The following is a 15,163-nucleotide window of genomic DNA, read 5'->3' as shown; positions in this document are numbered from 1 at the left end:
CTACCTTGTCTATAACAAGGATATTCGAACTAGAGCAAGGCTTTTTGAATCAGTACAACCCACCCCTAGCCCCTCCAAGGAGGGGAATCTTCTTCTAGAGTCCAGCTTACTCCCTTACATACCGCAAGTGTTCAACTGGCGTGGCTCGGTTTCTCGTCTCTCTTACTTATGTCAGTTGAGAACCTGAAGCAGGTAAAGCTCTTCTGTTCTGTGCCTTACCTTAAAGCATTATACAGCACCTCAATCGGGTGCAGGGCATTTCGGCCGGTGCCATCGTGTATCTGGTGTCGGCAGCTTGTTCCTGGAGCGGCAATAATGACCTCTTCCGGTTGTTGCCGTACCGTTGGAAACAGTACCAACTCGCCCACCTGCATAGACAAGTCATAGTGTTCTTCCTCGTAGCCAAAAGAGCCGGCCATGCCACAGCAGCCCGATGGAATGGCCTCCACCTTGTAGTTGGGAGGGAGCGTAAGCATCTGCTGCGTGTACAGCACAGAAGATAATGCTTTCTGGTGGCAGTGCCCATGCAGCTTGATCAGTCGCTGTTCGTCTTTAAACAAACCCTTATCAATGTTACCGCTGAGGATCTCGCGTGCGATAAACTCATCGAACTGCAGGCTGTTAATGGATAGGGCTTTTGCCGCTTCTTCCTGATCAGCATCTACCAGATCAAGGTACTCATCACGGAAGGAGAGGATGCAGGAGGGCTCTATGCCCACCAATGGTGTCTCACTGGATACGATATCTTTCAGTAAAGCCACGTTTTTCTGCGCCAGCTTTTTTGCTTCCCGCAGCAGACCTTTAGATAGATAAGTACGGCCGCTTTCCTCATGCTTTGGAATTTCTACCGCAAAGCCCAGGCGCTCCAGCAATAGCACAGCAGTCTTGCCGATGTGCGTGTCGTTGTAATTCGTGAACTCGTCGCAGAAGAGATAAACTTTCTTCTTAGCCTTGGTCTGTCCGTTGCGGCCTTTTTGCTTTTGATGCTTCTTGAACCAGCTACGCAGGGTAGTTTCCTGGAGCAGCGGGATAGTCCGCTTCGGAGCAAATCCCATCATTTTCTTGGCGATGGCAGCTGTTGTGGTATTTTTAAACAGGAAGTTGTACACACCCGGCGCCATGGCAGCCAGTTGGTTCGCCTTCGTGAAGTTGCCTACCATACGGGTGCGGAAAGGAACGCCGTTGGCATCGTAGTAGTGTTGCAGGAACTCTGCTTTCAGCTTGGCCACGTCCACGTTAGAAGGGCACTCTGACTTACAGCCTTTGCAGGAAAGGCAGGTATGCATGGTGTCCATGATTTCCTGGTGGTCGAAGCGGTTCTCTTTGTCGGAACGGGTCAGGAACTCACGCATCATGTTGGCCCTGCCTCGGGTCGTGTCTTTTTCGTTGCGCGTTACCATGTAGCTCGGGCACATGGTACCACCCGTCAGATGCGTTTTGCGGCAGTCGCCGGAGCCATTGCAAAGCTCGGCTGCCCGCAGCACGCCTCCTGCCTGGTTGAAACGGAACACGGTGTCAAACTCCGGTGTCTCCTGTCCTGGTTCATAGCGCAGGTAGGTGTTCATGGAAGGGGTGTTCACGATCTTACCTGGGTTAAAGATATTACCCGGGTCCCACACGCGCTTCACTTCCTCTACCAGTTTATAGTTGTCTTCCCCGATCATAAAGGGGATAAATTCCCCGCGCAGACGCCCGTCGCCATGCTCACCACTCAGCGAGCCCCGGTACTTTTTCACGAGGTGGGCAATCTCTGTGGCAATATCGCGGAAGAGCTTGTTGCCTTCTTCGGTCTTCAGGTTGATGATGGGGCGCAGGTGCAGTTCTCCGCTGCCCGCGTGGGCATAGTGCACGCAGTACAGATTATATTGCTCCAGCGTCAGGTTAAACTCCCGGATAAACTCCGGCAGGTCATTTACGTCTACCGCCGTATCCTCAATCACAGCGACCGGCTTGGCATCACCCGGGATGTTGGAAAGCAACCCGAGGCCTGCCTTACGCAGGTTCCATACCTTTTTGGTGTCGGGCCCCACTACCAGCGGATAATGGTAGCCCAGTTGATTTTCTTCCAGGTCGCGCACCAGGGCCTGTGCCTGTTGCGCTACTTCTTCTATCGTGTCTGCTCTTAGCTCCACCACTAGAATAGCTCCAGGGTCGCCCTTTACAAAAAAGCGGTTTTGGCTTTGCTCTATGTTTGTTTTGGTGCACTCCAGGATGTAGTGGTCCATGAGTTCACTGGCGCTCGGCTTGTAGCGCAACGCCACGAGGTTAGCCCGCAGGGACTCGTCGATGCTATGGCAGTGGATGCACAATAGACCTGTTTCCTTTGGTGGGATCGGGTTGACGTGCAGTTTGATCTCGGTCAGGAAAGCTAGTGTGCCTTCAGAACCGGCGATCAGTTTACAAAAGTTAAAGATCGCAGCTCCTGGTGTAAAGGGCTCCGTTTCGAGTAGCAAGTCAATGGCATAGCCGGTATTGCGGCGCTCAATGCTGGGCTTTGGGAACTCCCTGCGGATGTTTTCCTGGGTAGGAGTATGCGATAGCATAGCCTTCGTGGCCTGGTAGAGGCGTGTTTCCAGCTCTCCGGAAGTATTCTCTCCCCGGCACTTGGCTTCAAATTCCGCTTGGCTTAGTGGTCCAAATTCCGTTTCGGTACCGTCGCTTAGAATCGCTTTCACGGAGATCGTATGTTCGCGCGTACTGCCGTACACCACCGAATTTGAGCCACAGGAGTTGTTCCCCACCATTCCGCCTATCATGGCGCGGTTGGCCGTAGAGGTTTCCGGTCCGAAATAAAGGCCGTACTGCCTCAGGAAAAGGTTAAGCTCGTCGCGGATAACGCCTGGCTGCACCCGTACCCAATTTTCCTCCGGGTTTACCTCCAGTATTTGTGTAAAGGTGCGCGACACGTCCACAACTATACCGTTGCCTACTACCTGCCCCGCCAGGGAAGTGCCGGCCGTACGCGGAATAAGGGAAGTGCCTTCCTGGCGTGCAAAAGCGATCAGTTTCTTGATATCCGCAGCCGATTTCGGAAACGCAACGGCTTGAGGCATTTCGCGGTAAGCGGAGGCATCGGTTGCGTACAGCGTACGCATGGTATTATCGAAATAAAACTCCCCTTCCAGTTGCCCGGCAAGGTGTTGCAGTTTTTCTGGGTTCATATAAGTAAACGCTGTACCGGCTTTTCAAGAAGAGCAACCAAAATTGCCTCTGATAAGTGCAGGAAAGCTGGTATAAACAAGACGAAATGTACGGGTAGTGTTTTGTGCCTTTGTTAATCTTTTCTGCTATTTGTTTTACACCTGACTAATGATGCACTGGGTGTGTTAAAGAATTAACAAAGGTTCCTATCCCGAAGGTAAGCAGCGTTTTGCTAAAGTCAAAGCAGGAAATTGCACTGCTAAAGGCTGCTGAAAGATGGGCTAGGGGACAGCAATAAAAAAAGCCTTATACAAAAAGTATAAGGCTTTTAAAGTCGGAGTGGCGGGATTCGAACCCACGACCTCCAGCACCCCATGCTGGCGCGATACCAGGCTACGCTACACCCCGAATCTGATGGCAAAATAAAAGCCTTACAGAACAAATGCAAGCCTTTTGGGTGGTCTGTTGCGATATATATTTCTGCTTTACATTTTGCATAATCAGGAAATAGAGCCAAAGCAAAAGCGCTCTTGGTTAGCCTGATTGATATGTCCCTGGGAATCAAATCTAAACTTAGCTTGCTGTTGCTGCCTGAGCTTCATTCTTAAAAAATAAAGTAGAAATCGGGATAAACATCAGTCCGGCACAGGCAAAGGCAATAAACGAAACCCTTAGGTTAAAAGCATGGGCCAAATAGCCGATCAAAGGCGGACCAATCAACATCCCTACCATCCCATAAGTAGCAATGATAGAAATGGCCATGCCAGGAGAGTACTTTTTAGAGGCACCTGCTAAAGTAAAGGTCATCGGGATAACAGCGGCAGTGCCAAAGCCAACGAGGGAGAAGCCAAGCATGGCTGGCCAGAAGTTCGGCATAAGAATAGCCAGCCCAATGCCTGAAAAAATAAAAACAGCACTCAACACATAGGTGGCAGGCATGCCAATTCTTTCAATTATCCGATCAGACAGAAACCGGGAGAGCGCCATAAAGGCCATAAAGATCAGATAGCCGGACGTGAAAATCTCTACCTGCACTACTTCCTGGAAATAAATACCGCTCCAGTCGAACATGCCCCCTTCGCAGATGGCGGCAAAGAACACCAGTAGCCCTAAGTAGAGGATGTATGGGTCTGGTTTGCCGAAGGCCAGTTTATTGCCAGCCGTAGACCTGTCGTCCCGCAGTAAGAACCGGTAGGTAAACAGGGTTATGAGGATGGCGACGACAGACACCGCAATCAAATGGGGTACTATGGAAATATCCAGCGCCACTAATAGGGTGGTAAAGCCTACGCCTGCTATGCCGCCTGTACTCCAGAGACCATGAAAGGAGCCGTTGATTTTGCGATCGAATTGCTTCTGCAGGGTGATCGCCTGCGTGTTCATGGCAATGTTTAGTATCCGCATGCTAAAGGCAAACAAAAAGATTGCCAGCACCAATGTCAGGGTGGTGTTGGCAAAGGAGATGAGAGACAGGCACGTGGCATGTACTAAAAACCCCACCGATAAGGGAATGCGGCTGTCAAACTTGGTGATGAGCCAACCGGAGAAGGGAAGGCCAATCAGGGAGCTGATAGGCATAGCAAGCAGAATGGTGCCGAGCTCTGCCTCGTTAAAACCAAAAGCTGTTTTGATGGTAGGAATGCGTGCTGCCCAGCTCGAGAAGCTAAATCCGGAGAGAAAGAAAAAAGTACTGAGCGCAATCCGCTGCTTGAGTTTAGAGTCCATGAAGGCAAAGTATGAGGAATGACAAATATCCTGACTTAAGCGCAATAAGTGGCCGTGCTTTAAAACAATTTAGGGAAACGCTTACAGGCACAAGCGAACCCTGATAAAAGGAGGACTTAGGGGCAGGAGGCAGGATCGCTTAAACTTGCTCTGTTTACGCTATTGTTCGTTCCTAAGTAAGGAGGAAGGTTATACGGCGCCAGCCTGCTTTTAAAGAAAAACTAGAAACCGTTGTTTTAGTATAAAACTCTTTTAACTGGTACCCAGGAGTTATTCGGGTGTTCGTGCGAACACTAAACTGATTTTTAAAAGAGCTTCAGGACTATTTAACAATGAAGAGCTACATTCAGGACCTTTCATTAGTATGGAACATTGTTATTTTCGTTTTATCTGGTGCCCTGGTTTGGGGGGCAGGGGTAAGGCTCTCTAAGTACGCTGACAAGATCATCGCGAAAACAGGGGCTTCCGAAGTCTTTGTGGGGACCCTTGGGCTTGCAATCATTACCTCGCTCCCGGAGGTCGCTACCACAGTATCCGCAGCATTAGCGAACAATGTTTCTATGGCTGTGAACAACCTGTTTGGGAGCATTGCATTGCAGGTGACGCTTTTAGCCGTGGCAGATGCATATATCAAAAACATTGCGTTGAGTAGTGCGCTTGAAAATCCTGTGTCCCGGTTACAGGCGATGTGCCTTTCTTTTTTACTGGCGCTGGCGGCCATTGCCATCCTTTTCAAGGATGTTGCTATTTTTCATGTGGGGCTTTGGTCCATTATCCTGTTCGGCTTTTACGTCGGCCTCTTTTACCTCATAAACTATTTTAAACAAATGAAATGGTGGTTAACGGAGCCGGAAGAGCGGGAAAGCATCGGCAAGGTACAAGCTATTGTATCTGAGCGTGTGAAAGAGGAACATGAAGAGAATACTGGAAAAAAGGGAAAAGAAAAACTATCGGAGGTAGTTGTTTCTAAACTAGGCCTGTATACCCTGGTCGCCGCTATTTGCATTCTGGTCGGAGGGTACTTTGTCGCCAATACGGCAGATGTCATCGCTACGAAAACAGGACTAGGAGCCAGCTTTATGGGCTTTTTCTTTGTAGGGCTTACCACCTCCCTCCCCGAGCTCAGCACCACGATTAGTGCCGTAAAGCTCAAAAGGTACCGGATGGCTTTCAGCAACATCTTTGGGACTAACCTTTTAAACGTTGGTCTGGTTTTACTTGCCGACCTGCTGTATTTCGAAGGGCCTGCGCTACAGGAAGTAGGAGACTTCGCCGCTATTGGCGCTATCATAGGCATCCTGTTAACAAGCATTTACCAGGCAGGCCTCACGATCAAGTACCGGAAGACCTTCTACAGGCTTGGCGTTGACTCCATTATTGTGGTGCTGTTTTATATCGCAGGCATGATTGTGCTCTACACCATCCGATAAGTTTAAGCCAGCTACTCGTACAGCTCCTAGGTTTATGCTACATGAATGCGCAGCTAAAGCTTTAAGTATACCTTTGGCGCTTTGCTAAAGTGGAAAGCGCTGTGGCTTGGATACCTTCCTGTTTCTGGCACAGGATTATTTTATGTACTTATCAAAGCTTCCTCTACTGTCCTCCACTTTGCCTCTCGGAATAGCCAGCGGAATTAACACAAGGCCGGAGATGACATTACTCCACATGGCCGCATTGTTGTCTGTGCCCAGGATCCAGGGAGCCGCAATGAGCCAAAGCCCGAAGAGTATGTGGAGGTATCGCAGGGGGCGCCCTACTTCTGACATGGCAATAATGGCGAACATAACGGCAATGGCCCCGACAATATGGTTGCTGTCAGCTATGGTGCCGGTGTACCCTAATACCCCGGGGGCCGACATCACCCATATTCCCACTGCCATGAGCAGGAACAAATTCCAGGGTCTTAATAAAAGATCCTTTCCTCCTTCCTTAATGGTAAGATTCAACAGGCCGGATGGGTGCTTTTTTTCCTCTATCTCGCCGCCTTCCATGGTGCCGCCAAACCAAAAGGTTGTCCAGTAAGAGGTTCCTCTCACCTCTTTTTCATGCTTCATGAGCTGTGCCGTGGCCAGCACCTCATCCAGTGTAAAAGGGATCATGATCAGGGAGATCAGGGCACTGCAAAGGCACAGAGTACACCAGTACCCCACCGACACGGGCTGCAGGATGATCAGGGTGATGCTGACGATACCAAGTGGCACAATCAGAATACCGAAGATAATCACCACCCAGGGCATCGTGCGCCAACGGTGCGTACCTCCTGCTAAACCAAACAGCACATCTATCACATAAGAGAAAGCCCCTAGCATGGCATCGGATATCGGAAAAGAGTGGGATACTTTGGACGTTAGTACTTTACGAGTGCCCTCTCCAAAAAAAGGGTCCCACACCGTGTCTATATAACCCATCTGAAAAGCACCCATGTAGCGGGCAACAAAAAAGCCCAGCCAGGCCAAAAAGACCACGGGTACCCGCTGGTTCCAGGAAGAGGGGTTGTAACTCCAGCCAGCTGGCACATTAGGGCCTGCAGGGGCGTACAGCTTAATGCCCGGCTGCCTGGCTATTACAATGGCTAGTGTTACAGCCAGGGTGCCTATAAAATAGTCGTTCAGGAGGGCTGCCCCTTCCTTAGCCCAAAAGACCATGGGGGCCACCAAAAGCCAGATACCCAGAAAAACAATGCCCCACTGTGCCCAGAGCCTGTAAGGTTTTAACGCAAGGTAGCTTAAGCCTATCAGCAGGAAGCCGGCAATAATATCATTCCAGACCATCGCCGGTACCTTATAGCCAAAGGTGGGCGGGCCGGCAATGAGCCAAAGGCCCAATGTAATGGTGGCGTAGTAAACCCAGCTAACCCGTTGGTGATGCTGTTCATGAGCAGACTGCTTCTCTTCAGGAAACATGTCCTTTTTTACAAAAAAGAGATTGCTAAAAGTAAGGCCCATATATATCAAATTTTAGAATAAACAGACAGGCGCTACTATCTGTAAGCCTTCTTTCCTGCACCAAATTCCCTCCCCGAAGCCTACAGCACCGTACTCTTGTAACCCCGGATACGCCTGCTCGCTACTAGTTTTCCCGCGGGTTTCGTTAAAAAAAGGTAACGCAGGCAGGCGTTCTTTTGTTTGCGGCAGCCTGCTTAGGGCTCGCGTCTCCTCGTCTTTACCTGTCTTACCCTGCTGTTCCTCTACCTCGGGTACAGGGTGAAAAGGGAGCTCTTCTATGCGCCCTACCTCAACCTGATCGCGTATGTGTGGCCTTGCTGTTGCTAGTGGTGCTCCTGGCTATAATGCTCTGGAAAAAGAATCGCAGGCAAAATGTGGATAGGCTTAGGAGCAACGGGCGCTCTGCTGGTCGGTCTTAATGGCCTAAACTATGTTTTAGGGTGGCACCCCCTCAACCTAAGTCAAATCCCCCTTCAGCCAGTCACAGTCTTCTGCAGGGACTACAAGCCCTATAACTGGGAAATAGCCTTCTCCGATAACGTAGGCTATGCTGCTAACCACTTCGATCATTATTTTCGAAACTTACAGGACTGGAAGAGGGGCAGGGGCTGCAGGTGATCAAGGGCGATAAGTTAGTGGTGGATAAGTACTTGGAAGGGGCAACCAAATACAGCGCTTACAATGGGCACTCCGTGACTAAGAGCATTATGAGTGCCTTACTGGGGCTGGCGATACAGCAGAGGAAGTTGAGTTCCGAGGACGCGCTGGTGATGCTTTTCACCCGCAAACAGAAGCGAAATTTCAATACGGTCTCCAGGCACTGCTGTGAGGGTGTTAAAACAGAAAAGCCCCGCTTTCTGAAGAAAACAGGGCTTTTCTAGCTAGTGCTTTTCTATACTGCTTCTACCGTGCTTTTGTCCTTCAGCCACGTTTCAGCCTCTGCTTTGCTGTTAAAGTTCTGGAGGTCGTAAGAGAGCAGTTGTGATTCCTTTATGTGCCTCATGTTTCCCTGTGCTGTGATCTCCACCGTTGTGCTGGAAGACTGTACCCGCGCCACTTTCTGCACGCGTGTCCCCATGAGTCCGGTGGCTAAGTACACTGCTATCTCCCGGCTTTCTTCGTCACTTACAGAGATAACGGTTCTGGTTGAGTCGAGTAGCACTTTCTTAACGTCGTAGTGCTTGATCGTGTCAATCAGGATATTAATACTGTGTTTGATCTCCGAGAGCAGGTAGTCGTGCAGGTCAGGGTAGGCCACTTCTAAAATGTCGGTAGCAGGGTTGTAGTCTAACTTCAGGAGGCCGTTTTCAAATAAGATCATGTATAGGCGTATTGAGTATCATGCAAAACTATTAAATGCATGCCTTATATAAGGCAATTTAACAGGGTATTAGTTCACGTCTCCCAAGACAGAAGCTTTAACGTAGAGGCGATCAATGGGTTAAATTTAATTTGAGGGTTTTGGCTCCCACAGTCTTTTTAGAGGTTTGTCTCCGTCTGCCTTTTATGGCTTTTTTGGCCGTAGTTATAGCCTGTAAGGGGTGGTACAGTGCTACATAAAACTTGTACCAGCATTTTGTTTTACGTGCAGGGCTTTAAAAAAGAAAAGCCTTGCAAACATTAGTTTACAAGGCTTTTGTACTTTGTTGTGCACCCGAGAGGATTCGAACCCCTAACCCTCGGAGCCGAAATCCGATATTCTATCCAGTTGAACTACGGGTGCAGTACGAGTGCAAAAATAGGAACTATGCTGAGAAAAGGAAATAGCTGATGCAAAATATTTGCTGCTGTTTCCAGCTTCCTGTCCGTTTTAAAAACAATACGTCAGTTTTAGAGGTTAAACCTCTAAAGGAAGGCAATCATAAATAACTGAAACTATGGAGAAACTGTACACGGCGGTGGTAACTGCCACAGGAGGCCGAAGGGGCCAGGTAAAATCCGATGACGGGATCATTGACATGAAGTTGTCCTTGCCAGAGGGCTTAGGCGGGCAGGGGGGGAGCACCAATCCCGAGCAACTCTTTGCAGCGGGGTATGCCGCCTGCTTTCAAAGTGCCCTGCTGGTGGTGGCAGGAAGGCATGGGGAGCGTCTCAATCCAGACTCTACTGTCACCGCACATGTGGACCTGAATAAGAAAGAGGACGATAGCTTTGCCCTGAGCGTGAAGCTTGCGGTAAGCGTGAAGGGGGTAGATAAGGAGAAAGCGAAGCAGATGGTAGACGAGGCGCACCAGATATGCCCTTACTCGGTCGGTACCCGTGGGAACGTTGACGTGGAGTTGGAAGTAGTGTAGCAGCCGTAGTTTTCCGGATAGCTATAAAAAGACGAAGGCGGCCCCACAGGCCGCCTTCGTCTTTTATGATTTCTGTAGGAATTAAGCTTCGGCAAGTACTTGCTTTACTTTGTCCGCTGCCTCTTTCAGAACCACGGCAGAGTAAACTTTCAGGCCGGACTCGTCAATGATCTTGGCACCTTCTTCAGCGTTAGTACCCTGCAGACGCACAATGATCGGAACCTTGATGTCGCCGATGTTTTTGTAAGCCTCTACCACACCGTTGGCTACACGGTCGCAACGAACGATGCCACCAAAGATGTTGATCAGGATGGCCTTCACGTTCGGGTCTTTCAGGATGATGCGGAAACCGGCTTCTACGGTCTGTGCATTGGCTCCACCCCCAACGTCCAGGAAGTTAGCAGGCTCACCGCCAGAAAGCTTGATAATGTCCATGGTCGCCATCGCCAAACCGGCACCGTTTACCATGCAGCCTACGTTACCGTCCAGCTTCACGTAGTTCAGGTTATGCTCACCTGCCTCAACTTCCAACGGATCCTCTTCAGAAAGGTCGCGCATGGCAGCCAGGTCTTTGTGGCGGTACAGGGCGTTGTCGTCCAGGTTTACTTTCGCGTCAACAGCCAGGATCTTGTTGTCTGAGGTCTTCAACACCGGGTTGATCTCAAACATAGAAGAGTCTGTCTCCACATATGCTTTGTACAGGTTGGTTACGAACTTCACCATCTCCTTGAAAGCTTCGCCCTGCAGGCCGAAAGCAAAAGCGATCTTACGCGCCTGGAAGCCTTGCAGGCCTACAGCCGGGTCGATCCACTCTTTGATGATCTTCTCAGGAGTTTTCTCAGCTACTTCCTCAATGTCCATACCACCTTCTGTAGAGGCCATGATCACGTTCATGCCTTTGGCGCGGTCCAGCAGGATGCTCAGGTAGTACTCTTTTGGCTCGGAGTCGCCAGGGTAGTACACGTCCTGTGCAACAAGCACTTTCTGTACCAGCTTACCTTCTGGTCCTGTCTGGTGCGTTACCAAGGTCATGCCCAGAATCTGGTCGGCAAGCTCTTTTACCTGGTCCAGGCTTTTGGCAAGCTTCACGCCGCCACCTTTTCCACGGCCACCAGCATGTATTTGGGCCTTGATCACATGCCAGCCTGTACCGGTTTCTTCGGTCAGTTTCATGGCAGCTTTTACTGCCTGGTCTGGCGTCTCAGCCACGATACCCTCCTGGATACGTACGCCGTAGCTCTTTAAAATTTCTTTAGCCTGATATTCGTGTATATTCATGCGTTCAGTTTTTATGGACGCACGAAAGTAAGTTTTTATCGCCTTAAATTCAAGTAAAGCGTTTTTAAAATATTACTCCTTCGATACCTGTTGTGGTTATTTCTACCTCCCCCAAAGGCTGCCAAACCCCCTGCGTAACGCGTATTCCTTTTTCAAAGTAAACACAAGGGCCGCATCAATAGGAGCAGCAGAAATATGAAATAATCCTTTATGAACGTCTTTACCTACGCAAAGCGGGTGGCCCTAACCGCCGCTATTACTTTGCTGGTGCTGGCCGCCTTTTACCTGCTGGCCAGGCATGCCCACTTCTTCCTGCTTGTGTTCGCCGGTATTCTGCTGGCAGCTTTGTTTTGCGGTATCACCAACTGGCTTCAGGCCAGGCTGCATGTGAGCCGCGGGCTCGGTCTTCTGATCAGCGCTTTTCTTGTGTTCGGGGTGCTGGGTGGGCTGTTCTGGTTGGTGGCGCCCCGGGTGAGCAGCCAGTTCGACGAGTTGGGTGCGGCTGTGCCAGAGGGGCTGGGCTATCTGAAGGAGCGGTTGGGGCAGTACGCCTGGGCAAAAAAACTGGTTGCGGAGATCCCGGTTAGTGTGAATGGGCTGATGCCTGCACAAAAGGCCACCCTCAGCAGGTTTATAGGCATTTTCTCCTCTACGCTGGATGTGCTGGCCGACCTGGTGGTCATTATCGTCACAGCGCTGTTCTTCGCTTCAGAGCCCAAGCTTTACACGAAGGGCGTGGTGCGGCTCTTCCCCGTACGCAACCGTACCCGCGTGATGGAGGTGCTGAACAAATGCTACGAGGCCCTGAAAATGTGGCTGGTAGGCATGTTGTCGGCCATGACTATTGTCGGGGTAAGTACGGCCATTGGCTACAGCCTGATTGGCCTTCCGGTGCCCTTTGCCCTGGCCGTTATCGCGTTTCTGCTCGCCTTTATCCCGAACATCGGCCCCTGGCTGGCGGGAGTGCCCGCGGTACTGATCGGCCTGACGGTGGGACCCCAGATGGCCCTTTATACCGTACTGGTGTATGGCGGTGTGCAGCTTATCGAAACCTACTGGATAACCCCGATCATTTTTCAGAAAACGGTAGACTTGCCCCCGGCACTGCTGCTTTTCTTTCAGGTACTGCTAGGCACTTTAGCCGGAGCCCTGGGGCTGCTTTTGGCTGCCCCCATACTGGCGGTGATTCTGGTGCTGGTAGAGGAACTGTACGTGCAGGACGTGCTGGAAAAAGAGCCCCTGGATGCAGCGGAGGAGAGGGCTAGCCACAAGCCTGTAGGGAAAACAAAAGGCGTGTAGCGTAGGCGCTGACAGCCTCGGGGAACAAGTGAGGGCATGACCAGTATAACCTGTGAATAAAAAGGGAAGGACGACGATGAACGTATACCTCTATGCAAAACGAGCGGCGATTGCCACCTTTGTTTTGTTGCTGCTAACGGTGGGCTTCTTCTTAATAGGGAAGTACTTTTACTTTGTGCTGCTGGTGTTCTCCGGCGCCCTGCTGGCTATTCTGCTCTGCGGCATCACAAACTGGATCGTGCATAAAACCCACCTGAACCGGGGCCTGAGCCTTTTCCTGGCCTTCATCCTGTTCTTTGGGGCAATCACCGGTGCCTTCTGGCTAATTGCCCCCACAGTGTCGGATCAGTTCAGGCAGTTAAGCGCTTCTGTCCCACAGTCGCTAAACAAGGTACAGGAGTGGTTAAACCAGTATGGCTGGGGAAGCCAATTGCTCCAGAAAGTGCCCGAGAATGTGTCCGTGTCCAACCTCATACCCGACCAAGGAGCCTCAGCAGGGCAGGAGACCTTCGTGACCAAGGTGATTAACTTCTTATCGTCTCTCTTTGGGGTCCTGTTTGATCTCCTTATCGTAACGGTCACAGCGCTGTACTTTGCAGCCAACCCTAAACTTTACACGCACGGCTTTGCCAGTCTCTTTCCGGTCCGGAACCAGGACAGGGTGTTAGAGGTGCTCGACAAGCTGTACCTCGCGATGAAAAAGTGGTTGTGGTCGATGTTGATCATCATGGCGCTTGTTGGCGTATCCACTGCCGTTGCCTACCAAATTATCGGTCTGCCACTAGCCTATGCGCTGGCTTTGCTCGCTTTCATGCTTCAGTTTATTCCAAACATTGGCCCTTTAATCGCAGCGGTGCCTGCCGTGTTGATCGGACTTACGGTAAGCCCACAGACAGCTGTGACTGTGGGAGCTGTGTTTGCCTTGATTCAGGTCGTGGAAGGCCTTGTGATCCTGCCTCTTGTTCTAAAAAGAGCAATCAAGATACCCCCGGCACTGCTCTTGTTCTTCCAGGTACTGTTAGGAGTGATGCAGGGGGCGCTAGGGGTGCTTTTGGCCGCTCCGCTGCTGGCCGTGCTCCTGGTGGTGACCCGGGAGCTTTGGGTCAGGGACGTTATCCATGCGAAGCAGGCTAAGGCAAGGGAGCCAGTGCCTTTAGGGTAACAAGTTAAGGCATGACAAGTATAACCTAGGAACAAAAGAATAAGACTATGATGAACGTATACCTCTTCGCAAAGCGCGTGGCCATTGCCGCATTTGTTTTGTTGTTAATAGCGGCAGGCTTTTACTTAACAGGGAAGCACCTGTACTTCCTGCTGTTGGTATTTGCCGGTATTCTGCTGGCCGTTTTGTTCTGCGGCATGACCAACTGGGTGGTGGAAAAAACGGGCATGAACCGGGGCCTTAGCCTTTTTCTGTCGGTGATAGTGTTCTTTGGGGTGATCATTGGCGCCTTTTGGTTGATTGCCCCCACGGTGGCAGATCAGTTCAGGCAGTTAGGAAATACCATTCCCCAATCCTTGAACAAGGTGCAGGACTGGCTAAACCAATATGGCTGGGGGAGTCAGCTACTCCAGAAGGTTCCCAACGACCTGTCTGTTTCAAACCTGATGTCTACCGCGCAGGAGGCCACTGGCCAAGGAGCATCGGGGCAGGGGGCATCTGGCCAGGCAGCTTCGGGACAGGGAACCTCTGGTGACAGTTTCTCTATCTTCTCCGGGCAAAGCTCCATATTTTCGAAAGTAACAGGCTTTGTTTCTTCTGTCTTCAGTATCCTGATCGACCTGTTGATAGTAATTGTGACAGCGCTGTTTTTCGCCGCCAGTCCTAAGCTTTACACCGAAGGTTTCGCCAGCCTCTTCCCGGTACGGAACCAGGACCGTGTGATGGAGGTGCTGAATAAACTGTATACCATACTAAAGGCCTGGTTGGTGGCGATGCTCATCTCTATGACCATCGTAGGGGTAACAATGGCGATTGCCTATAAGATTATAGGTTTACCTATGGCCTATGCACTTGCTGTGCTGGCTTTCTTCTTTGAGTTTATTCCGAATATCGGCCCCTGGCTGGCAGGTATTCCTGCTGTATTGGTCGGACTTACACAGGGTACCCAGACGGCCCTGATTGTAGCCGTCGTGTTCTTTGGCATTCAATTGATAGAGAGCTTTTGGCTAATACCAATCATCATGAAACGGGCGGTGGAGTTGCCTCCTGCCTTGCTGCTCTTTTTCCAGGTACTGCTGGGCATAGTGCAGGGAACGCTGGGCCTTTTATTGGCGGCTCCGTTGCTGGCCGTGATCATGGTACTGGTGCGGGAGCTTTGGATAAAGGACGTGATCCAGGCAAAGCCATTGGATGCCGGAGAGGCGCGCATTCACCGGCATGGCATGGGTGAGGAGGAGGATACCGGTCAGGCGAAAGTAACCCGGCAAAGGATCATCAGAAGGGAAGAGTAGGCTCTGCATTTTTAAAGCAGGGTATAG

Annotated in this window: 11 protein-coding genes and 2 tRNA genes; 6 read left to right on the top strand and 7 right to left on the bottom strand. The window is 50.7% G+C overall.

Annotation, left to right across the window (positions count from 1 at the left end; genetic code table 11):
* Nucleotides 1-215 precede the first annotated feature (215 nt).
* The 3 genes from CHB92_RS09430 to CHB92_RS09420 all read right to left on the bottom strand — a co-directional run bounded on the left by CHB92_RS09430 (nucleotide 216) and on the right by CHB92_RS09420 (nucleotide 4,866).
* Entirely contained in the window at nucleotides 216-3,161 is a 2,946-nt protein-coding gene (locus CHB92_RS09430; RefSeq protein WP_089318954.1) for an FAD-binding and (Fe-S)-binding domain-containing protein, read from the bottom strand.
* A 314-nt stretch (nucleotides 3,162-3,475) separates the two neighbouring features.
* Nucleotides 3,476-3,549: transfer RNA gene (locus tag CHB92_RS09425), tRNA-Pro, on the bottom strand.
* Between the two features lie 165 nt (nucleotides 3,550-3,714).
* The gene (locus tag CHB92_RS09420; protein WP_089318953.1) at nucleotides 3,715-4,866 is read right to left on the bottom strand and encodes an MFS transporter; all 1,152 of its coding nucleotides are present in this window, start codon (nucleotides 4,864-4,866) and stop codon (nucleotides 3,715-3,717) included.
* Nucleotides 4,867-5,198: 332 nt separating this feature from the next.
* Between CHB92_RS09420 and CHB92_RS09415 the strand changes: the two genes are divergently transcribed.
* Nucleotides 5,199-6,296, top strand: coding sequence for a sodium:calcium antiporter (locus CHB92_RS09415; RefSeq protein ID WP_089318952.1), 1,098 nt, complete (start codon nucleotides 5,199-5,201; stop codon nucleotides 6,294-6,296).
* Between the two features lie 135 nt (nucleotides 6,297-6,431).
* Here the strand turns inward: CHB92_RS09415 and CHB92_RS09410 are convergent, their stop codons facing one another.
* Complete coding sequence (locus tag CHB92_RS09410; RefSeq protein WP_179222998.1) at nucleotides 6,432-7,769, bottom strand: SPW repeat domain-containing protein; 1,338 nt, start codon at nucleotides 7,767-7,769, stop codon at nucleotides 6,432-6,434.
* 656 nt (nucleotides 7,770-8,425) lie between these two features.
* Here CHB92_RS09410 and CHB92_RS09400 point away from each other — a divergent pair.
* On the top strand, nucleotides 8,426-8,692 hold the full coding sequence (locus tag CHB92_RS09400) for a hypothetical protein (RefSeq protein ID WP_089318949.1): 267 nt from the start codon (nucleotides 8,426-8,428) through the stop codon (nucleotides 8,690-8,692).
* Nucleotides 8,693-8,703: 11 nt separating this feature from the next.
* Here the strand turns inward: CHB92_RS09400 and CHB92_RS09395 are convergent, their stop codons facing one another.
* Both CHB92_RS09395 and CHB92_RS09390 read right to left on the bottom strand, forming a co-directional pair.
* Nucleotides 8,704-9,132, bottom strand: coding sequence for a hypothetical protein (locus CHB92_RS09395; RefSeq protein WP_089318948.1), 429 nt, complete (start codon nucleotides 9,130-9,132; stop codon nucleotides 8,704-8,706).
* A 328-nt stretch (nucleotides 9,133-9,460) separates the two neighbouring features.
* Nucleotides 9,461-9,534, bottom strand: a tRNA-Arg gene (locus tag CHB92_RS09390).
* Nucleotides 9,535-9,688: 154 nt separating this feature from the next.
* Between CHB92_RS09390 and CHB92_RS09385 the strand changes: the two genes are divergently transcribed.
* Complete coding sequence (locus CHB92_RS09385) at nucleotides 9,689-10,105, top strand: organic hydroperoxide resistance protein (protein ID WP_089318947.1); 417 nt, start codon at nucleotides 9,689-9,691, stop codon at nucleotides 10,103-10,105.
* A gap of 81 nt (nucleotides 10,106-10,186) precedes the next feature.
* Here CHB92_RS09385 and sucC read toward each other — a convergent pair whose 3' ends face one another.
* Nucleotides 10,187-11,383: an ADP-forming succinate--CoA ligase subunit beta gene (sucC, locus tag CHB92_RS09380; RefSeq protein WP_089318946.1), complete on the bottom strand. Its 1,197-nt coding sequence runs from the start codon at nucleotides 11,381-11,383 to the stop codon at nucleotides 10,187-10,189.
* A gap of 210 nt (nucleotides 11,384-11,593) precedes the next feature.
* Between sucC and CHB92_RS09375 the strand changes: the two genes are divergently transcribed.
* The 3 genes from CHB92_RS09375 (at nucleotide 11,594) to CHB92_RS09365 (ending at nucleotide 15,136) form a co-directional block, all read left to right on the top strand.
* The gene (locus CHB92_RS09375) at nucleotides 11,594-12,682 is read left to right on the top strand and encodes an AI-2E family transporter (RefSeq protein WP_089318945.1); all 1,089 of its coding nucleotides are present in this window, start codon (nucleotides 11,594-11,596) and stop codon (nucleotides 12,680-12,682) included.
* Between the two features lie 76 nt (nucleotides 12,683-12,758).
* Entirely contained in the window at nucleotides 12,759-13,844 is a 1,086-nt protein-coding gene (locus CHB92_RS09370) for an AI-2E family transporter (RefSeq protein ID WP_089318944.1), read from the top strand.
* Nucleotides 13,845-13,891: 47 nt separating this feature from the next.
* Nucleotides 13,892-15,136, top strand: a complete 1,245-nt coding sequence (locus CHB92_RS09365; RefSeq protein ID WP_089318943.1) for an AI-2E family transporter — start codon at nucleotides 13,892-13,894, stop codon at nucleotides 15,134-15,136.
* Nucleotides 15,137-15,163 lie beyond the last annotated feature (27 nt).

It is taken from the genome of Pontibacter ummariensis (genome assembly GCF_900188175.1).
GTDB classification, from domain to species: domain Bacteria; phylum Bacteroidota; class Bacteroidia; order Cytophagales; family Hymenobacteraceae; genus Pontibacter; species Pontibacter ummariensis.
This window is presented reverse-complemented; position numbering and strand designations above follow the sequence as displayed.